General features: G+C 66.2%; 21 protein-coding genes. 7 read left to right on the forward strand and 14 right to left on the reverse strand.

Features of this window, described 5'->3' with window-relative positions:
- Positions 1-267: 267 nt before the first annotated feature.
- From OSB52_RS20725 to OSB52_RS20750, 6 genes are all read right to left on the reverse strand, one after another.
- A complete protein-coding gene (locus tag OSB52_RS20725) occupies positions 268-558 on the reverse strand; it encodes a putative quinol monooxygenase (protein WP_266063371.1) in 291 nt (96 codons plus the stop codon).
- The gene (locus OSB52_RS20730; RefSeq protein WP_266063372.1) at positions 555-857 is read right to left on the reverse strand and encodes a HigA family addiction module antitoxin; all 303 of its coding nucleotides are present in this window, start codon (positions 855-857) and stop codon (positions 555-557) included. The genes OSB52_RS20725 and OSB52_RS20730 overlap by 4 nt, the downstream gene beginning before the upstream one ends.
- Complete coding sequence (locus OSB52_RS20735; RefSeq protein WP_266063402.1) at positions 844-1,089, reverse strand: type II toxin-antitoxin system RelE/ParE family toxin; 246 nt, start codon at positions 1,087-1,089, stop codon at positions 844-846. The genes OSB52_RS20730 and OSB52_RS20735 overlap by 14 nt, the downstream gene beginning before the upstream one ends.
- Before the next feature lie 70 nt (positions 1,090-1,159).
- On the reverse strand, positions 1,160-2,239 hold the full coding sequence (gene ychF, locus OSB52_RS20740) for a redox-regulated ATPase YchF (RefSeq protein WP_266063373.1): 1,080 nt from the start codon (positions 2,237-2,239) through the stop codon (positions 1,160-1,162).
- A 104-nt stretch (positions 2,240-2,343) separates the two neighbouring features.
- Positions 2,344-3,624, reverse strand: a complete 1,281-nt coding sequence (locus OSB52_RS20745; protein WP_266063374.1) for an AI-2E family transporter — start codon at positions 3,622-3,624, stop codon at positions 2,344-2,346.
- 48 nt (positions 3,625-3,672) lie between these two features.
- Positions 3,673-4,053, reverse strand: a complete 381-nt coding sequence (locus OSB52_RS20750; RefSeq protein ID WP_235724533.1) for a hypothetical protein — start codon at positions 4,051-4,053, stop codon at positions 3,673-3,675.
- A 119-nt stretch (positions 4,054-4,172) separates the two neighbouring features.
- Between OSB52_RS20750 and OSB52_RS20755 the strand changes: the two genes are divergently transcribed.
- The 4 genes from OSB52_RS20755 (at position 4,173) to OSB52_RS20770 (ending at position 8,881) form a co-directional block, all read left to right on the forward strand.
- Positions 4,173-5,930, forward strand: coding sequence for a DNA-3-methyladenine glycosylase 2 family protein (locus tag OSB52_RS20755; RefSeq protein ID WP_266063375.1), 1,758 nt, complete (start codon positions 4,173-4,175; stop codon positions 5,928-5,930).
- Positions 5,927-6,469 carry a methylated-DNA--[protein]-cysteine S-methyltransferase gene (locus OSB52_RS20760; RefSeq protein ID WP_266063376.1) on the forward strand — a complete coding sequence of 181 codons (543 nt, stop codon included), beginning with the start codon at positions 5,927-5,929 and terminating at the stop codon, positions 6,467-6,469. The genes OSB52_RS20755 and OSB52_RS20760 overlap by 4 nt, the downstream gene beginning before the upstream one ends.
- Before the next feature lie 26 nt (positions 6,470-6,495).
- Positions 6,496-7,701, forward strand: a complete 1,206-nt coding sequence (locus OSB52_RS20765) for a DNA recombination protein RmuC (RefSeq protein WP_266063377.1) — start codon at positions 6,496-6,498, stop codon at positions 7,699-7,701.
- A 61-nt stretch (positions 7,702-7,762) separates the two neighbouring features.
- Positions 7,763-8,881, forward strand: coding sequence for a DUF6542 domain-containing protein (locus OSB52_RS20770; protein ID WP_443673200.1), 1,119 nt, complete (start codon positions 7,763-7,765; stop codon positions 8,879-8,881).
- Positions 8,882-8,896: 15 nt separating this feature from the next.
- Here OSB52_RS20770 and OSB52_RS20775 read toward each other — a convergent pair whose 3' ends face one another.
- The 6 genes from OSB52_RS20775 to trhO all read right to left on the reverse strand — a co-directional run bounded on the left by OSB52_RS20775 (position 8,897) and on the right by trhO (position 14,481).
- Positions 8,897-9,481, reverse strand: coding sequence for a nucleosidase (locus OSB52_RS20775; protein ID WP_235724538.1), 585 nt, complete (start codon positions 9,479-9,481; stop codon positions 8,897-8,899).
- A 10-nt stretch (positions 9,482-9,491) separates the two neighbouring features.
- A complete protein-coding gene (locus tag OSB52_RS20780; protein WP_266063379.1) occupies positions 9,492-10,265 on the reverse strand; it encodes a fructosamine kinase family protein in 774 nt (257 codons plus the stop codon).
- Complete coding sequence (locus OSB52_RS20785) at positions 10,266-11,198, reverse strand: SDR family oxidoreductase (protein WP_266063380.1); 933 nt, start codon at positions 11,196-11,198, stop codon at positions 10,266-10,268.
- 63 nt (positions 11,199-11,261) lie between these two features.
- The gene (locus tag OSB52_RS20790; protein WP_266063403.1) at positions 11,262-12,293 is read right to left on the reverse strand and encodes an N-acetylmuramoyl-L-alanine amidase family protein; all 1,032 of its coding nucleotides are present in this window, start codon (positions 12,291-12,293) and stop codon (positions 11,262-11,264) included.
- 248 nt (positions 12,294-12,541) lie between these two features.
- Entirely contained in the window at positions 12,542-13,600 is a 1,059-nt protein-coding gene (locus tag OSB52_RS20795; protein ID WP_266063381.1) for a CobW family GTP-binding protein, read from the reverse strand.
- On the reverse strand, positions 13,597-14,481 hold the full coding sequence (gene trhO / locus OSB52_RS20800; RefSeq protein WP_266063382.1) for an oxygen-dependent tRNA uridine(34) hydroxylase TrhO: 885 nt from the start codon (positions 14,479-14,481) through the stop codon (positions 13,597-13,599). Before trhO ends, OSB52_RS20795 begins: the two co-directional genes overlap by 4 nt.
- Before the next feature lie 1,018 nt (positions 14,482-15,499).
- On the opposite strand from trhO, the gene OSB52_RS20805 reads away from it, so the two are divergent.
- Both OSB52_RS20805 and ykgO read left to right on the forward strand, forming a co-directional pair.
- On the forward strand, positions 15,500-15,838 hold the full coding sequence (locus OSB52_RS20805; RefSeq protein WP_235724543.1) for a histone-like nucleoid-structuring protein Lsr2: 339 nt from the start codon (positions 15,500-15,502) through the stop codon (positions 15,836-15,838).
- A 133-nt stretch (positions 15,839-15,971) separates the two neighbouring features.
- Positions 15,972-16,094, forward strand: a complete 123-nt coding sequence (gene ykgO, locus OSB52_RS20810) for a type B 50S ribosomal protein L36 (protein WP_235724544.1) — start codon at positions 15,972-15,974, stop codon at positions 16,092-16,094.
- A gap of 12 nt (positions 16,095-16,106) precedes the next feature.
- On the opposite strand, the gene OSB52_RS20815 is transcribed toward ykgO, so the two are convergent.
- On the reverse strand, positions 16,107-17,063 hold the full coding sequence (locus tag OSB52_RS20815; RefSeq protein ID WP_266063383.1) for a glycine betaine ABC transporter substrate-binding protein: 957 nt from the start codon (positions 17,061-17,063) through the stop codon (positions 16,107-16,109).
- 177 nt (positions 17,064-17,240) lie between these two features.
- On the opposite strand from OSB52_RS20815, the gene OSB52_RS20820 reads away from it, so the two are divergent.
- Positions 17,241-17,618, forward strand: coding sequence for a VOC family protein (locus tag OSB52_RS20820; protein WP_266063384.1), 378 nt, complete (start codon positions 17,241-17,243; stop codon positions 17,616-17,618).
- 9 nt (positions 17,619-17,627) lie between these two features.
- Here OSB52_RS20820 and OSB52_RS20825 read toward each other — a convergent pair whose 3' ends face one another.
- Entirely contained in the window at positions 17,628-19,490 is a 1,863-nt protein-coding gene (locus tag OSB52_RS20825; protein WP_266063385.1) for a multicopper oxidase family protein, read from the reverse strand.
- Between the last annotated feature and the right edge of the window lie 96 nt (positions 19,491-19,586).

Genomic DNA, 19,586 nt, shown 5'->3' on the forward strand with positions numbered 1-19,586 from the left:
TCGCTGATCATCACGGACGCGCGACATTTCCGAGGGTCGCGCGCCGTGAACTGCACGTGGAACCCGAGAATGAGGCTTCCTGGCGCACCGCCGAGAGTTGCGGATTCGACCGAGAGGGATTGCTGCGCAGCTGGCAGCACGTTGGGACCGAACGCCGCGACACGTTCATCTACAGTCGACTCGCCGAGCACGCCGTGAGACGTTGCATCGGCACTCGACTAGACGTTGAACCGAAACTCGACCGGTTTGCGCGACCGATAACGTGCGTCAGCCGCCTTCCCCGATCGTGACCGAGTACCGGCGTTCTATGTCGACCGTGGCGCGGCCCCACTCGCTCTCCGCAACTCGACCCTGGTGGAAGGCAAACGCGGACTCGTCGGCAAATCTCTCGGCAACCCGCCAGACCAATGGATCGTTGGTCCGGTCGACATCGAAGGACAAGCAACCCGGCTCGCATCGGGTCAGTTCGAGGTGACGGCGCAAGTGCCGTTCGACAACGTCAGCCTCGTTGAAGTTCGCACAGACGAGATGACCCGTAAGGACGACCTCGCCCGTCATGCCGACTGCAGCGGAATGATCGCATCAATCTGCTCGGCGGCACGGTCCTCGGCGAGGTCAAGGTCGTAATGCGACTGCAAATTGAGCCAGAATTGAGCCGACGTGCCAAAGTACTTCCCGAGTCGCAAGGCCGTGTCAGCGGTGATCGCACGCTTGCCGTGCACGATCTCGTTGATGCGGCGCGGAGGCACACCGATTGACACTGCCAACCTGTTCTGCGTGATGCCGAAACCCTCGATGAAGTCCTCCATGAGGACTTTCCCGGGATGGATCGGCGCGATCTTGTCAGTGGTAGTCACCGATTTCCACCTCCTCCGGCACAGTGTCCGCCCAGACGAAGCAGATTCGACGCTGGTCATTGTTTCTGATGCTGTGTTGTCCCGCCCGATCACCTTTCAGCGCTTCGAGCCGGTTCCCGGGTGGGACCCTGAGGTCGTCGAGCGACTCTGCCGATCCCACCTGACGAAGTTTGCGCAGCGCGACCCGATGAATCCGCGGATCGAGCGAGCGAGCGCGTTCACGACGCCACAGGCGTTCGGTGTCCTTGGTTGCCGAACGACCGGATCACGCGATCAGAATATACCGCTATGCGTTAATAACGCTAGACGTTAAATCTGAACTCGACCACGTCTCCGTCGGCCATCACGTAGTCCTTGCCCTCCATACGCACCCTGCCGGCGGCCTTGGCGGCAGCCATCGTGCCGGCGGCATCGAGGTCGTCGAAGGACACGATCTCGGCCTTGATGAAGCCCTTCTCGAAGTCGGTGTGGATCACGCCGGCCGCCTTCGGTGCGGTGTCGCCACGGTGGATGGTCCAGGCACGCGACTCCTTGGGCCCCGCCGTCAGGTAGGTCTGCAGCCCGAGGGTGTGGAAACCGGCGCGGGCCAGCGAACGCAGGCCGGGTTCGTCCTGCCCGATGGAGTCGAGCAGTTCCTGCGCGTCCTCCTCGTCGAGTTCGAGGAGTTCGCTCTCCACCTTGGCGTCGAGGAACACCGCGTCCGCCGGGGCCACCGAATCACGGAGTTCCTGTTTGCGCGCGTCGTCGGTGAGGACGGACTCGTCGGCGTTGAAGACGTAGAGGAACGGCTTGGCGGTCATCAGATGCAGTTCCCGGACCGCCGACAGGTCGAACGAATCCTTCTGGGAGAACAGCGTCTTGCCCTCGTTCAGGATCTCCTGGGCCTTCTGCGCAGCCGCGACCGTCTCGGCGAGGTCCTTGTTTTTGCGGGCATCCTTCTCCATCCGCGGCAGCGCCTTCTCGATCGTCTGCAGGTCGGCGAGGATCAGTTCGGTCTCGATGATGCCGATGTCGGCGAGCGGATCGACGCGGCCGTCCACGTGCACGACGTCATCGTCGGCGAAGACGCGCACCACTTGGCAGATGGCGTCGGCCTCGCGGATGTTGGCGAGGAACTGGTTGCCCATCCCCTCCCCCTCAGACGCCCCCTTGACGATGCCGGCGATGTCGACGAACGACACCGTGGCGGGCAGGATGCGCTCGCTGGAATGGATCTCGGCCAGCCGATTGAGGCGCGGATCGGGCAGTTCGACCACGCCGACGTTGGGTTCGATGGTGGCGAACGGATAGTTGGCCGCCAGCACGTCGTTGCGGGTCAGTGCATTGAACAGGGTCGACTTGCCGACGTTGGGAAGCCCGACGATTCCGAGGGTGAGACTCACGGGCGTCCAGTCTATCGGCATCGGGATCGAACGTCGGCGAGGGCACCGACGGGACTCGCACCCGCACCGCGATTCCCTTGGCGGGATTGCGGGTTCTGTCGGCGCTACTTCTCGGTGGAGGTGCCCGGATCGTCGATGGGCGCGTCATCGGCGGGTTCGTCGTCGGGGACGCCGACGTGCGCGGTGACCGGCGTGCTGTGCGGCGGCAGGGCCTCGCCGGCACGTTCGGCAATCTGCTCGTTGAGATAGCGCAGCACCACGGCCAGTGCCGCGGCGGCGGGCACCGCGAGAAACGCGCCGGTGATACCGAAGAGGGTGCCGCCCAGGGTCACCGACAGCAGCACGATCACCGCATGCAGATCCATTGATCTCGCCTGCAGCCACGGCTGCAGCACATTCCCCTCGAGCTGCTGCACCGCCAGGATGATGCCGAGCACGATGAGCGCGGTGGTCAATCCGTTGGACACCAGCGCGATCAACACCGCCAGCGCGCCGGCCACGAACGCACCGACGATCGGGATGAAGCCGCCGAGGAACGTGATCACCATCAGCACCGCGGCGAGCGGTACACCGAGGATGAACAGCCCGGCACCGATCAGCGCCGCGTCGACGAAACTGACGATCGCCTGCGTGCGTATGAAGCCACCCAGGGTGTTCCACATCCGTAGGAGCACCTCGCCGATGTGCGCGCCCGAGGGCCTGCCGACGGTCCGGTCGAGCCACGGGAGGAACTTCGGGCCGTCTTTGAGGAAGAAGAACACCAGGATCAACGTGGTGAACAGGGTGACGAGAATCGACGTCGCGGTCCCGACGCCGCTGAACACACCGGCAGCGATCGTCGACGCGCTGGACTGCAACCGCTGGACCACCGTGTCGACGATGTTGTTGAGTTGCTCGTCCTGGACGTTGAACGGCGGACCCTGAACCCAGTCCTGCAGCTGCCGCACACCGTCGGTGGCGCGAGATGCGAACTCGGGCGCCTGATCCACGATCGACGGCACGATCAGACTGACCACGCCGGCCAGCACCCCGAATCCCAGCAACATCATCACCAGCGCGGCAACCACTCCCGGAACACCGCGATTGCGCATCCACCGCGCCGGCGGCCACAGCACCGTGGAGACGATGATCGCGAAGAGCACCGGCAGCAGGATCACCCAGAGCTTGCCGATCACCCAGAGAAGCACCCAGAACGCCGCGACGACCAACACGAACTGCAGGCTCACGATCGACGTGGAGCGCAGTCCAGCCAACACGACCTGGACCCGAGTGGGATGCGACTGCGCCGGTGGCGTCGAGCTGGCGGAGCGCGTTGCGTCGGGATCGGGCGCACCCGATTCATCTGTCACGCCCAAATGGTCACATACTTGCCGGGCGCACGACATGAACCGATGACGACGAGTCGCACCGCGCCGCGTACCCGGGCGGGTGGATCAGTGTCGCTTCAGTTTGCGCTCGAGGTACTTGACGAGTTCGTTCATCGCCTCGAGTTCCACGATGAGCGGCGACGGCGGTGGGAGTGCATCGTCGCGGCGGGCAGAATCGGAACGGGCCGTGTCGCAACGGGCAGCGTCGTCAACACACTGTCCATCGATCGCCGGTTCACGCCGCTCCGGCATGTGTACCCGGGACTGATCACGTCGTGCCCGTTGAGGGCGCACCCGCTCGTGCGATACCTCCTCCCGCGCGCATTCGCGTTGAATGGTCTCGGGCCCGTAAAGAGCCATCATGATCTCGAGCCCCCACGCAGGTAGTTCAGCCAAGGCGGGTTCGTGGTCACGTCGTCGTTGACGGCCACCGAACAGAGCGGTCATGAGCCATATCGTGCCAGCATTTGTTATCTGCGTCACTATTTTCTGGTTATTACGATGCACCAGATCGCCATGTCTGATTCCCGCCAGGATCGCACCGCCGACCGTGTCAGAGTGGATGGGTGACCACCACGATCGACTGTGCCGGCGTTCTCGATTTCGACAGCTGCTATCGCGCGGTCTCTGCACGCGACAGCCGGTTCGACGGCCAGTTCTTCATCGCCGTGCACACAACCGGGATCTACTGCCGACCGTCGTGTCCCGCCCGGACCCCCCACCGACAAAACGTGCACTTCGTGCTGACCGCAGCAGCCGCTCAGCAGCAGGGATATCGCGCGTGTCGCCGCTGCACACCCGATGCCGTGCCCGGCTCACCGAGATGGAACACCCACGCCGACCTCTCCGCGCGGGCCATGCGTCTCATCGCCGACGGCGCCCTCGAACGCGGCGGCGTCGAGGAACTGGCCGCCCGCCTGGGCTACACATCCCGTCACCTCACCCGAGTGCTCACGACCGAACTCGGCGCCGGCCCGCTCGCGCTGGCCCGCGCCCATCGGGCGGGCACCGCGCGCGTGCTGATTCAGCGCAGTGCCATGCCGATGGCCGACATCGCGTTTGCGTCCGGCTTTCGCAGTGTGCGGCAGTTCAACGACACCATCCGCGACGTTTTCGGTCTTACTCCGTCGCGCATGCGGTCACTGGGCGCGCCCGCGGCCGCCGGCCGCCCGAGCGCCATCGGCGAGGTGTCGCTCCGGCTTGCATATCGACCCCCGCTGCACCTGCCGTGGTTACGTTGGTTTCTCGGTGCCCACCTGGTCGCCGGTCTCGAGACCATGTGGACCGGCAGTGACCCGTACGAGTGGCGGCACAGTCGCGCAGTCGACCTTCCACACGGCCCCGCTCTGGTCACCATCGAACCCGCCGCCGCACATGTCAACGTGCGCATCGAGCATCTCGACATGCGGGACCTGGGCGTCGCGGTCAACCGGGTCCGACGACTGCTCGACCTCGATGCCGACCCGCGCAGTACCGACGAGGCACTCGGCGCCGATCCCGACCTGGCCCGCCTGGTACGTACTGCTCCGGGGCTGCGCGTCCCGGGAACCATGGACTCTGCCGAAACTTTGATACGCACGATGATCGGGCAACAGATCAGTGTGGCGGCGGCGCGCCGTCATGTGGATCGGTTGGTCGACGAGCTCGGCCGCCCCGCGCCGTGGACATTGCGAGACGACTCGCTTACGGGGGTGGACCTTCGTGACGCTCGCAAGCTCGCTCCTCCAAGACCAGACGACGCCCGCACGCGCACTCCTCAGCGACCAGATGACGCTCGCACGCCCGCTCCTCCGGGACCAGACGACGCCCGCAGGTTGTTCCCCACGCCGGCGGCGATCGCCGAGCACGGTCACACAGTCCTGGCCGGCCCACGTCGCCGCATCGACGCGATTGTGTCGACTGCAGCCGTGCTCGCCGACAACCGGATCGATCTGCACCCGGGCCGCGGTGCCGCCGACCTCCGCGCGGAGCTGTTGACGCTGCCCGGAATCGGCCCGTGGACCGCCGACTACGTGACGATGCGCGTGACCGGGAACCCCGACATCATGCTCGACCACGATCTCGTGGTGCGACGCGCCGCCGCCGACCTCGACCTGGACCTCCAGCACGGCCACACCGCATGGTCGCCGTGGCGTTCGTATGCGTCGATGCATCTGTGGCGATCCCGATTGTCGGTGTCTGAGCCGATACTGGGTGACCAGACAGCGGACACGTCGATGTTGCCGAAGGATTCCATGCGGGCCCCCTCACCGAGATCGCGGATGACGCGATCGATACCCGCTCGGCCGGGCCAACCGGTCGGCACTCTCGAAGGAGCACCATGACCGCAACCATCTCCCCCACCCACTCCGCGACGACGACGGCACGCCGGGCCTCGGTCTCGACCCCCGATGGCACCTTCACGGTGATCGCCGACGACGCCGACCGTGTCTTGGCCTCGGGCTGGACCGAGAACGCGGATTACCTGATCGACCTCGTCCATCGATCGATCCGCCCCATCGCTGTACTGCACACCGAGTCCCTCGGAACCGTCACCGACGCCGTCGACGCCTATTACGCCGGTGAGCCGACGCAACTCGATGCCATCGAGGTCCACCAGCGATCAGGGCCGTTTCTGGGTCGGGCCTGGCCCGTGCTGCGGACGGTCGCCCCCGGCAAACCGGTCAGTTATGCACAACTGGCCGAACTCGCCGGCACACCCACCGCGATACGCGGCGCGGCGGCCGCCTGTTCGCGCAACGCCGCGGCATTGTTCGTCCCGTGTCACCGGGTGCTGCGCAGCGACGGCTCGCTCGGCGGGTTCCGGTACGGGCTCCCCGTCAAGCGGTCGTTGCTCACGCGCGAGGGATACGCGACGGCCTGAGCGGTTTGTCGTACCCGTCGGCCACGATGGCGGCCATGAACATCTCTGTGGTCGCCGGCGTCATCGCCGGACTGATGGTCGGGCTGGTGATCGGATGGTTGGCGAGTGCGTCACGTTCCACCGCCGCACTCGCCGCCGCCCGCGCCGAACTCGATTCCGTGCGGTCCGCGCAGGATCTGACGGCGCGCGCGCTGTCTTCGGCCTCCGAGGACGCCGCCCGACGTCAGTCCTCGGCCATCGGCGGGCAGGTGGCTCACATCATCGACCCACTGCGCGGTCTGCTGGCACAAATGTCCGAGGAACTGCACCGAACCGAACATCACCGGATCAACGCCTACGCAGGTCTCAGCGAACAGGTGCGCGGTATGCATGCAGCGTCGGCGCAACTCACCGACCAGACCCGGGCGTTGACGAATGCCCTGCACACGCCGCAGATCCGAGGGCGGTGGGGTGAGGTCCAGCTCGAACGTGTGGTGGAGCTCGCAGGCATGTCCCGGCATTGCGACTTCGCCACGCAGGTGGGTGCCGACGGCACCGCAGGCTCGGTCCGGCCGGATATGGTGGTCCACCTCGCCGGAGGGCGCACCATCGTGGTGGACGCGAAAGTACCGCTGCACGCATATCTCCGTGCTGTCGACACCGACGATCCGGACGAGATCGCGCGGCTGCACACCGAACACGGCCGCGCGTTGCGCAACCACATCACCCAACTGGCGTCCAAGGCCTACTGGTCGGCCTTCGACAACACGCCGGAGATGGTGGTGCTGTTCGTGCCGAGCGACCCGGTCCTGGAAGCCGCGGTCCGGGCCGAGGGGGACCTGATCGAATTCGGCTTCACCAAGAACGTGGTGCTGACCACTCCTGCCACCCTCGTCGCGCTTCTGCGCACCGTCGCCCTCGGTTGGCGCCACGACGCGATGGCCCGCGACGCGGCGACCATCCACCAACTCGGGACCGAACTGCACCATCGACTCGGCGGGGTGCTCGGCCACCTCGACCGGCTGGGTGGCTCGCTGCGTCGTGCGGTGGAATCGTTCAACTCCACCGTCGGCGCGGTGGACGCACGAGTAGGGGTCACAGCCCGCAAATTGGCCGAACTCGACGCTCTGCAGGGTGAGGCCGAACACACCGGCCCGACGCCCATCGACATCACGATTCGCAGCGCTGGAGGCGTGCGGACCAGCGCAGACTCCCCCAACGACGACCAATGGGCAACATCACCCGGCGGTTAACGGATTTCTGCGGTCGACCCGGTACCGTCTAGATGTGTCTTCTGCCCAACAGCGTTCAGCGGTGCCGCTGGATCAGCAGTCCGTGCTGCCCACGGTCCGCGGGGTTCCCTGGTGGGGCGCCGTGTTGGTGGCCACGGTCATCGCCGGCATCGGAGCAGCGATCGACGCGAGCAATACCGACGGGCTCGGTGCCGTGTTCAAGTTCTGCTACCTGGTCGGATGTGTGAGTGCCGCACTGGCCGTCCGGCGCCGGGCCCTGTTCACCGCCGCGGCGCAGCCTCCGTTGATCGCATTCCTCGTCGGGGTCATCACCCTCTACGGGTTGAACGCTGAACAGGCGTCGTCGGGCCTCAAGAGCCTGATCTTCCAGGTGCTGCTGCCGATCGCGAACGACTTCCCGTGGATGGCGCTGACCTTCCTCGTCACGTTGGGTCTTGTGGTGGCCCGCTGGTACCTCACCCGAGATCGAGCCGCAGGCGACAAGAAACGACCCAGCGGCCCGGCGCGGCCCGCTGCTGCCAAGGGCGCGAAGAGGTCATCCACCCGGACCGCCGGTCAGAGGCGGAGCAGCGCGAGGGCAGCGAAGGACACAGCCCCGTCGCAGTCCGGAACATCGAAGTCGGCAGCATCGAAGTCGGGGGCACGCGAGTCGGGGGCACCCGAGTCGAGCCGACCGGCCCCCGGCACGTCGAACACCACGCAATCGCGTGCGGCGCAATCTCGTGCGTCTCGACCAGGCACTCCGCCGGAAGTCGCCGACCGGTCGCAACGTTCAGCGGCTGCCAAGGCGTCGCGATCGGCAAAGCCCAGCTTGCGTCCGGACGACCCCACCCGTGACAGCGTCAGCCGACCCGACGCCACCGCGCGCACCGAACAGAGCCGGGTCAGCGCTACCGGCCCCACACGCAACGGCCACACACGCAACGGCGCCGTCCCGAACGGACGGCGTTCGACCGCCGGCGCGGTCTTCAGGGCCGGCGCGGGCGAGCAGATCGACGCGGTCGACGAGGTGATCGCGCCGGTGGCCGCACCCGCGCCCGCAACCACCGCGACGGCAGGCGAGGTCGCCGCGCGCGGACGCGTCCGCCCGGCCGCGGACGAGTATCCACGGTACGAATCGGCCACCGGACGAGCCCCGACCGCGCAATATCGGTCCACGCGCGCCCGCAACCGCGGCTGATCGCCGGGTCGGCGTTCAGCCGATCGCAGCAGCCCCCGCACACCACTCGCCGAGCCGGCGCGCCGCCGCGTCGACCACCGATGGCCAGTCCATCGCCGACTCGTCGGCGGCATCGCTGACGATCTTGACCATGCGGCATGGGATGCCAAAATCGGCGGCGACATGTGCCACCGCAGCACCCTCCATGTCCACGAGGTCGGCGTGGCGGGCGAGGACGTCGCGGCGCACCGGATCGGCCACGAATGTGTCGCCCGAGGCCAGCACCGTGCCGTCCCCGTCGGGCAGCTCCCACCGGTCGACCAGCGGGTAGCCCATCGCGCGCAACTCCGTTGCGGATATGTCGTGTTCGATCACGACCGATGGGAAGAAGATGCCGGTGTGTTGGGCGCGCAGCGCACCTGCCGTGCCGATGCTGATCAGTTGCCGAATCGGTTGTCGGCCGTCACGCTCGGCCTCCACCAGCGCCCGGGTCAGCGTGGTCGCCGCGCGCACCTTGCCGATTCCGGTCACGAGCACGCGGGCGTCGGCCGGTAGGTGGTGCGCCTCGGCGCGCGTGGCGGCCACCAGCAGGGTCGAACGATCGAAGGGGTCTGTCGTCACGCAGCAGAACTTAGCGGGCCCGCTGGGCAAGCGCGACACACGTGCGGGCGGCGCGGCCCAACGCGCTGCCGTAGGAGGGACCGTGACCGGCCGCGTGCACGGCCAGCGGGTGCAGTTGATGAAGTGGCACGCGCTGCTCCCATCCCGGCCGCAATGCATGTGTGTCCTGATAGCCGGTGATGACGACGTCGAGATGCGGACAACCGAAGAGCGCCAGCATCGCCAGATCGGTTTCGCGGTGGCCGCCGTGCGCAGCCGGATCGATCAGCACCACACCCGACGGAGTCCAGATGACATTCCCGTTCCACAGATCGCCATGGATACGGGCCGGCGGATCCGTGTCGTCGAAGGCACCGGCGGCGATCAACTCGCAGGCGTGCCGCGTGGCTGCGGCATCGTCGGATTGCAGATTGCCGGCATCGATGGCCGGCGCCAGGTACGGCAGCACTCGTTCCGCGGCGTAGAACTCCCCCCACCGATCATGGGTGTGCGAACTCAGTCGGCGCTCACCGATGTACTGCTTGCCGGTATGCCCGGCGGGCGGCGTGCCGAACCGGGGTGCCCCCGCGTCATGCATGCCGGCCAGCGCGGCGCCGAATTCTCGGGCGGCGTGCACGGTCGGTGGGGAGGAGTCGAGGTGGGCCAACGCGATGAAGTCGTCGCCCACATCGAGGACGTCGACGACCGGACCGCCGCCCTCGCGTAACCATCGCAGACCGGCCGCCTCCGCGCGGAAGAAGTCGCGATCGACGTCGGTACGTTGCTTGCGGTGTGTCGTCGGCATCTACGGTGTCGCGTCGGAGCCGTCGGGGGCGCTGGTACGGGAGCTCGACTCGGGCGAGCTGATCCGGGCCAGACGGTCGAAGCGGTCGTTGGCCACACGCATGACGATCTCGTAGGGCAACGCGAACTTGCGTGCCCACCAGTAGCCGAAGCGGACATCGAACGAGGTGTAGACGAGGAAACGGTTGCGCCGCACACCGGCCAGGATCGCCTGGGCGGCCTTTTCCGGACTCACCGCGACCTTGTGGAAATTCGCCACCGCAGCTTTGACACGAGGATCGGTGCGGTCGACGCCCACGATGTCCACGGTGTCCACCAACGGTGTGTCGACACCGCCCGGGCAGACCAGTGACACGCCGATGCCGTGGCGTCGCAGGTCGAAACGCAGGACCTCCGACATGCCCCGCACCCCGAACTTGCTGGCGCTGTACGCCGCATGCCACGGGAAGGCCAACAGCCCCGCCGCCGACGACACGTTGACCAGGTGCCCACCTGCACCTCGCCGGATCATCTGTGGCACAAAGCTCTCGATGACGTGAATGGGACCCATCAGGTTGACGTCGACCATCGTGCGCCAGTGTCGGTGTTCGAGGTTGTCGACCGTGCCCCACGCGGAAACGCCGGCGATGTTCATCACGACGCCCATCACGCCGACCTCCGCGTCGACCTGACGAGCGAATGTCGACACCCACTGATGATCGGAGATGTCACCGGCCTGGTGATAGACGACCTCGCCACCGGAGGTGTTGATGCGCTTGACCACGTCGTCGAGCGCATCGGCGTGCAGGTCGGTCAGCACCAGCTGTGCACCGTCGCGGGCGGCCGCTTCGGCGGTGGCGCGCCCGATCCCGCTGGCGGCGCCGGTGATCAGGACCGTCCGGCCGCCGAGCGTGGGTACCGGCGTCTTCATCACGAGCAGGTCCTTGATCCCCATGGCCCCACCATAGTTGCGGTGCGCCGTCGCGGGTGGGACCTGCGAGGATCTGGGTGCGGGGCGTCAGCCGACCGGCAGATCGCCGTCGAAGAGGCCGTAGACGATCGTCAGCATCGCCTTGAGGACCTGCGCGGAGACGTCCTGTCCCTCGCCGAGCAGCAACTGCACCACCTCGGCGGGGTCCTCGGTGGCGAGCAACTGCTGCACGAACGGGATGACGATCTCCAGTCCCTGCTCGCCGTCGGTCGGCTCCGGGGTGGTGCTGGTCGGCGAGGCCGTGGCCCCGGGCGCAGCACCGGTCGCCGCCGGCGGATCGGCCGGTGTGGTGGCGGCGCCGCGCACATAGTTGAGGATGCCGTCGGTGATGGCCATCGCGTACTTGAGCTGGCCGTCCTTGCCCGACAGCGCCGCAGCCTCTTGGGGATTGGACAGATTGCCCATCTCGACGAAGACCGCGGGCACCTTGGTCAGGTTGACCGCCGCAATGTCCGACCGCGTCTGCAGGCCGTTGTCGACCCCGGCGTAGTTCGCGGCCGGGAAACCTGCCTTGACGAAGGCGTCACGCATGGTTTCCGACGCCTTGCGCCCTTCATCGCCCTGAACCCGGTTGACGGTGGCGTCCGGCACCGGCAGTGACGGCACGATCATGTGGAAGCCTTTTTTCGAGGCGTCCGCGCCAGCGGTGGTCGAGTCGGCGTGGAGACTGACCGCGACGGCCGCACCCGACCGACTCGCGGCATCAGCACGCTCGTCGATACAGCCGCCCCACCCGGTGTCGTCGGGCCGGCTCAGCACGACCCGCGCCCCCTGGCTCTCCAGACCAGCCTTGACGAGCTGCCCGATATCCCAGTTGACGGTGTGCTCTCGGGCGCCGTTCACCCCGGTGGCGCCGCTGGTCTGGCAGTCCTTCTTACCGCCCCTGCCGTCGGGCACCTGCGCGTTCAGGTCGCGTCCGGCAGCGCTGCCCTGATGCCCCGGATCGAGGAAGACCGTTTTGCCGGCCAGCGCGTTGCCGGTCGGCGCGGGAGCAGGTGCTGCCGAAGCCACTGGGGTCGTCGCCGACACGGCGCCGGCGGTCAGTGCCAGCGCCGACATCGCGGCGACGACGAGTCGACGCCGACGACGCGGTGTGGCCCACCGGACGGCGGTCGGGCGGGACGTGATCTCGGGGTATGTCATGCGTTGCTGGGTCATCGCTACATCGGGCGTCGGCCGGCCGAGACCGGGAACCGCCGCCACACTCCTTCCAAGACGCAACACTGGCCACATCAGTCACAGTTGTAACAAGTGAAACAGTCTGTCGTCCAGATGGGAAATCCGCGACCTGGGCTGACCGCAAACCGTTAGTGAGCTGTGACCAGGTGCCGGGTGACACTGAGGATGCCGTTGGGGTCGGGTTGCCCGTCGTCGACGAGTGCTTGCAGACGACGATCGACCAGGTCGGCGTCCATGTCGGTACCGATGGCGACCAGGGTCGACACCCTCGGCCGACCACCCCAGGTCTCGCGCTGCACGCGGACGAATCCGCCCACCGCGTGCACGACGAACCGCTGTCGGTGACCGGGAACGTCGAACGACACCACCCCTTTGATCCGGTAGCAGCCGGCCGGTGGTCGTTCCAGGAATTCGGCGAGCCGACGCGGCTGCAACGGCGCCTCGGAAGTGAACTCCACCGAGGTGAACGCGTCGTGAAGGTGTCCGTGCCGGCCAGCGTCGTCATGGGCACGTGGCTCGTGTGCACACTCGTCGAGCAGTTCGTCGAGGGTCAGTTGCCGACTGCGCACCCGGTCGTCCTCGACGTCTCGCGGGAGCACGTCGAACAACGCGGTCGGGTCGATCCCGCCCTCGGTGGTCACCACCAGCGGTGCGGTGTCGTTGACAGCCCGTATGTCGGCCCGGATCCGGGTGAGTTCGTCGTCACCGACCAGGTCGGACTTGTTGACCACCATCAGGTCGGCGATCTCCACGTGCCGGTCGATCTCCGGATGCCGGGTGCGGAGCGAACTCCCGGAGGCGGCATCGACGAGATACACCAGTCCGCCATAACGCAGTCGCGGGTCGTCGAGTTCGGTCACCATCCGAACCAGCGTGCGGGGTTCTGCAATGCCACTGGCCTCGATCACGATCGCATCGATGGCTGCCCGCGGCCGTAGCAGCCGCGCCAACGCATCCTGCACACCGTCGGCATCGACGGCACAGCACATACACCCGTTCGACAGACTCACAGTGCTGTCGGCCTGACCCGCGATCAACATCGCGTCGACGTTGATCGACCCGAAATCGTTGACCAGTACCCCGATGCGAGCGCCGCCGGAGTTGCGCAGCAGGTGATTGAGCAGCGTGGTCTTACCCGAACCGAGAAAGCCCGCGACCACGATCACAGGCACCGTCGAGCGGGTCACGGGGCCGATCGCTCCACCGCGACGGTGCCCATCTCCTGTCGGCAATCGGCACACAGGACCGCGAGCTCTCGCCCCAGTATGTCGGGATAGTTCGCCACCTCGTTGGTCGGCGACGCACATCGCGCGCAGGTACCGACGATGGCGGCGTGCTCGGAGAACTCGACGGTCATCCGGCTGTCGAAGACGTAGAGGGAACCCTCCCAGAGGCCGTCGTCACCGAACTCCTCGCCGTAGCGCACGATGCCGCCGTCGAGCTGATAGACCTCGCGAAACCCACGCGCCCGCATCAATCCGCTGAGCACCTCACAGCGCACGCCACCGGTGCAGTAGGTGACGACGGGACGGTCCTTGAGGTGATCGAACCGCCCGCTGTCGAGCAAGGGGACGAAGTCGCGGGTCGTCTGGGCGTCAGTGACCACCGCACCGGAAAAGCGTCCGATCTCGGCCTCGATGCGATTTCGACCGTCGAAGAACACGACGTCCTCGCCACGTGCGGCCACCAGGTCGTGGACGTCGCGCGGGGACAAGCGCGCCCCACCGTCGACCACCCCGTCCTCGGCGGTCACCCTGACCTCCTCGGGCACACCGAAGGTGACGATCTCCGGCCGAACCCGGACGCTCAGACGGGGAAAGTCCTCGCCGGTGCCGTCGGACCATTTCATGTCCGCGGCAGCGAAGGCCGGATAGGAGCGGGTGGCCCTCACGTAGCGTTTGACCTGCCTGATGTCGCCACCGACGGTGCCGTTGATGCCGTGAGGTGACACGATGATCCTGCCGCGCAGGCCGTGTTGCTCACACAGCGCCTGCTGCCAGAGACGAATCGCCTCCGGGTCGGCCAGCGGGGTGAATTGGTAGAACAACACGATCTTGGGGGTCGACACAATGCAAGGGTACGGACACCTGCGCCGCAGCTCGCTACAGCTGCCCGGCACCCTCGTTCTCGGCGCATTCATGCTTGCATCGGCCACCGGATGCGAAATCTCTGCCGACACCGGTCCGTCGGAGATCGTCTTGCCACCGACCGACGTGTTGTCGACCCAATCGGAAACCAGCATCGCGACCACAAGTGCCACGCCTCTTGTCGAGGACACCGCCGGCCCGCCGCTGCCCGATTGGACGATCGGTCGACTGATAGCCCTTGCGCCCCGCGTGGACAATGCCAAGTATCACCAAGGGTCCCAAACACCGGATTCCGCACTCGAGGACACTTCCGGCTTTCACTTCTCACCTCCGGACCGCAGTGTGAACTGCTCGACGATTGCCGCGGACACCGCGACGTTGGCGTGCCGACTGAACACAGAAATCCCGAACTCGGCCGCAGCGGTCACCCCTGACGGGTGCGACGGCGAGAACAATCTGATCGCTCTGACTCCACAAGGAACAGACCTGGCAGCCTGTTCCGACCGCAATCCGGTTCTCTACCGGAGCACAATCGTCGACTACGGTCACACGATTTCGATTTCAAGATTTTCCTGTCTCGTCGAGACCGCGGGCATGTTCTGCGTCGAATCCCGCTCGGACAATGGATTCGCAGTCACTCCAACGGGTTTGACGGAAATCGAGGCGTCAGATCGAGCGCCCGCAGAACTTCTCGGTATACCCGAATCACGCGCCGGGTCCGCGTCGGCCACACCTGACACGGACGGTGATACACCGATGGACTCGACGACGTCGCCCCGCGCGGTCCCGACCCCTTGACCGCGCCGGTGGTAATGTCCGCAGCGATTATTCACATACATCTGAGAATGTGGGCGTTTCTCAGGGACCGCTTATTTTCTGACCGCTAGTATGTGACCATCGAAGAATTCGCAACAATGCTGCGCGGGACAGCCATCGGCACGTTGGTCATCCAATCCACCCGAGAACACATTGTCACGACGAGGAAAGACGGAGTTCACTATGGCGAAGAAAGAAATCGTCCAGGTCATCGACGACATCGACGGTAAGGTTCTCGAGGAGTACGAGACCGTGCGGTGGTCACTCGATGGAAAGACCTACGAATTCGACACATCGGCAAAGCACGCGGCACAGTTCCGTGATTCGCTGGCCAAATACATCTCGGTTTCCCGGGTCACCTCGGCAGCACGCGGCGTAAAACGTGCAGCTCCGGTGTCGGCCGGACGCAGCAAAGAGCAGACGAAGGCAATCCGTGATTGGGCAACCCAGAATGGATACGAGGTCAGCGATCGCGGCCGCATCCCGCTCAATGTCATCGAGGCTTTCGAAGCCGCGCACTGACTTATCCCGACCCGCACTACCGCCGGCGCCACCGATGGGGCGTCGGCGGTAGTGCGTTGAGGTCCGACTCGCAGCCGCGAGCAGCACCACCCTCGGGTTCTAAATGACAACGATTATCGTTTACGATAGAGCTATGAAGGTACGCAACTCAGTCCGATCCCTCAAGAAGCGCCCCGGGGCCCAAGTGGTCCGCCGACGGGGACGAGTGTTCGTCATCAACAAGAAGGAACCCCGGTTCAAGGCTCGCCAGGGCTGAGTCCGACGGTCCTCACCCCAAGGTCCCGCGGACGAGTCGATCGGCGAAGTCGGGGTGCGCGCCGAGCCAGTCGACGACGGCGCCGTCGGGGTCGGACCGATCGTGACGTGCGACCATCAGGTACTCGAGATCGGCGAGTTCGGCATCCGACAGGATGAGATTGGCGAACATCTGCGCGGCCTTCGGTGCGGCGCCTGCGAATCCCTCCGTGGCGAAGCTCCAGATTCCCTCGGTGCCGCCCAACGCGCCCAGTGGATCATCGAGGTCGCGGATGTCGAACTCCGCGTAGGCCCAGTGCGGCCGCCAGAGCGTCACCGCTATGTTGCGTTCATCGACGATCGCCTGCTGCAGGGACCCGAGCATGTCCGCCGTCGAGGAACTGCGAAAGGTCAGATCGCCCAGACCGTATTCCGGGATGACCCGGTCGGTGACCAGCAATGTCTCACCGGCGCCTGGCTCGATGCCGACCAACGTGTCGTCGTAGGCATCGCTCATGTCCTTCAGATCGGCAATCGACCGGGCCGGAGACGAACTGTTCACCGCGATGGTCAAGGTCGCGTCGTCGTACCAGCAGCCCAGCGATTCCAGCTGGGATCCGTGTCGATTGACATAGGAACTATGCGTCGTGGGCAACCAGACGTCGGGGATGACGTCGATGTCCCCGTGTGCCGTCGCCGAGAACCCGGCCTGCACGTCCACTGTCTTCACCTGTACGCCGTAGCCGTTCGTCGCGAGGACGTTTTTCATCAGGTAAGCGGCAGCGGCAGATTCGTCCCAACCGACGAACGCGCCGATGATGATGTCGCGATCCCCCACCGGCTCCGCAGTCGCATCGGCGATGCGGTCGGACACCGAGCACGACGAGAACCTTGTTGCCACATCGTCTTCCGGACCGCCACCGCATGCGGCCAAGATCAACGTCGCGACCACCACACCCGCGATGGCTCGCCACCACCTTCGTCGCACCATCGCGTCCCACCTCGGGTCACCAGTGGCCGGAGCCGTCGGTATCCATGGGGCACTCCCGATGCTGAGTTGGCCTCGAATGCCAACGGTCACATGGTACCCCCGCAGCGAGACCGGCCGCTCCCGTCTCGCCGCAGGCAATCAGCTGCCCGCACCGCGCGTACGGCCTAACCTGAACCCATGATCACCGCCATGCACACGTTGATCTACTGCGATGACCCCGAGGCCGCACGCGCCTTCTTCCGCGATGTGCTCGGATTCCCCTACGCCGACACCGGCGGGGGCTGGTTGATCTTCCGGACCGGCCCCAGCGAGTTGGGCGCACATCCGAGCTCGTGGGAGTACCAGGGCACGACCGGCGGCACCGATCAGCGCTTCGACATCTCCTTCATGTGCGACGACCTCGCTACGACCATGGCCGACCTGACGGCGAAAGGCGCACAGTTCGTCGGCGAACCCGTCGACGAACCGTGGGGTGTGACCATCGGCGTCACGGTGCCCGGCGCAGGGCAGATCACGATCTACGAACCGAAGTACGATCCACCCGCCCTCGGGTGAGCGCGAACCTCACGACACCACTCGGTAGCGCAGCATCATGTCGTGGTCTTCGTGATCGAGGATGTGGCAGTGCCAGACATATCCCTGTAGATCCTTGGTCACCATGCCGTGCACCGGCGTGGCTGCGGCGTGGCGGTGCTGTCCCGATGCGGATGGCGCCACCGCATGTCCACCCGACGGCCGGGTCCACGATTGTGTCGGATCGGAGGAGAAGATCGCGTCCGGATCGAACCCGAGCTCGTCGGCCGTCGGGAACCGCACGACAATCGAGGTGACGTGGCCACCGACGGCGTGCACCGTGTCCTTCGAGCCGGCCTCCCACGCGGCCGGACCGCGCATCGGTCCGGCGTAGAACGCGCTCGGATCCGGAGCCCAGCGAGTACCGATCGGAGGTTGCGGATTCGCGGCTTGATACGCGACAGTGCGCAACGGCCGACGCCCCAGGATGCGGAACATGACCAGGTGCAGATGAATCGGATGAGGGTCCGGGGTGATGTTGATGATGTCCCAGCGCTCCGTTGTGCCCGCGCGCGGCTTCTCGATCTGCGGATCGGCGTAGCGCAGATTGTTCAACGACATGATGGCCGGCGGGACGCGCAGCTCGTAGGGCTGCGAGACGCTGACGTGCCGGACCCGCTGTGGTGTCGCGATCGGCGGGATGCGGGCCGGTTGTCCCCGACCGCCGCGCAGCGTCGTCGGTACCGGCCGTCGGTCACCGCGGTCGGCGCCTGCTACGAACCGGCAGAACCGGGACATCACGACCTCACCGAGCATGGCCGCCTGAAACGGTGGTGCCAGGTCGTTGCACAGTTCCACCGTCTCCCCTGGCGCCAGCGAGCTGAAATCGACGAGCAGATCAAAACGCTCCGCCGGCGCCGCGGCGAATGAGCGAGTCCGAACCGGCGCGTTGAGCAGACCGCCCTCGTTGCCGATCACCCAGAACGGCATGCGGTTGGAGAAGAACAGATTCCAGACCGAGAACGACGCCGCGTTGATCAGTCGGAACCGGTACAGCCCGCGATCGACCGTCATCGTCGGCCACACCTTGCCGTTCACCAGACCGCGGTCACCGACCGCGCCACCCTCCCACATACCCTGCGGCACAACCGGTGTCGAGCGCAATGACTGATGCCCGTCCACGCGGAAGATCTTCTCCTGCAGAATCAACGGGATCTCGTGTTCGCCGGCCGGCAGGCCCAGCGGATTGCCCGATGTCCCCGTGTCGTGGCCGTCGCGCAGAAAATACATCCCGGCCAGGCCGGCGTAGACGTTGGCACGCGTGATCGCCATCGCGTGGTCGTGATACCAGAGGTGCCCGGCTTCCTGGCGGTTGGGGAACTCGAACACTGCGGTGCCGTGGTGGGGCAGCATCAGGCGCTCCGGGTTACCGTCGAACTCCGGCGGAGTGACCCCGCCGTGCAGGTGCATCGAGGTGACGGGTTGGCCTCGATAGCGTTCGGTCACTCCGTGCAGCGAGGTGTCCAGATCCGCCGCGAAGATGTGTTCGGCGAGTTCGCTGCGATAGTGCACAGTGGTCTGCTCACCGACATGCGCCTCGACGGTGGGGCCCAGGTATGGCTCGTCGTTGTAGGCCATCGTCGGCACCCTCGGCTGATCCCGGTGGAATCTGGTGCTCGTGGTGCGCGCGACGATCTCGATCGGCTGCGTCGGCGATGAGGTGATGGTGCTCGGCACCGACATTTCGTCGACGTACTTGACCATCTCCGGCGAATGGAAGATGGTGGGCAGCTTGATCGGTGGCGCCGGATCGGCACCTGCCGGCCCGGCACCGACGCGCCCCACCAACACCCCCGAGGCAGCGGCCGACGCTGCCCCCCACAGGAATCGACGACGATTCATCCTCTGGCCCATTCGGTTCCCCCCTGCTCGGCCACGTCGAGACCGATGAACCATACCATCGGTATGGTGTGGCGCCATCCCGTGTCCGGTCCGCCCGGGCGTTGCCTC

The organism is Gordonia aquimaris (assembly GCF_026262595.1).
GTDB classification, from domain to species: domain Bacteria; phylum Actinomycetota; class Actinomycetes; order Mycobacteriales; family Mycobacteriaceae; genus Gordonia; species Gordonia tangerina.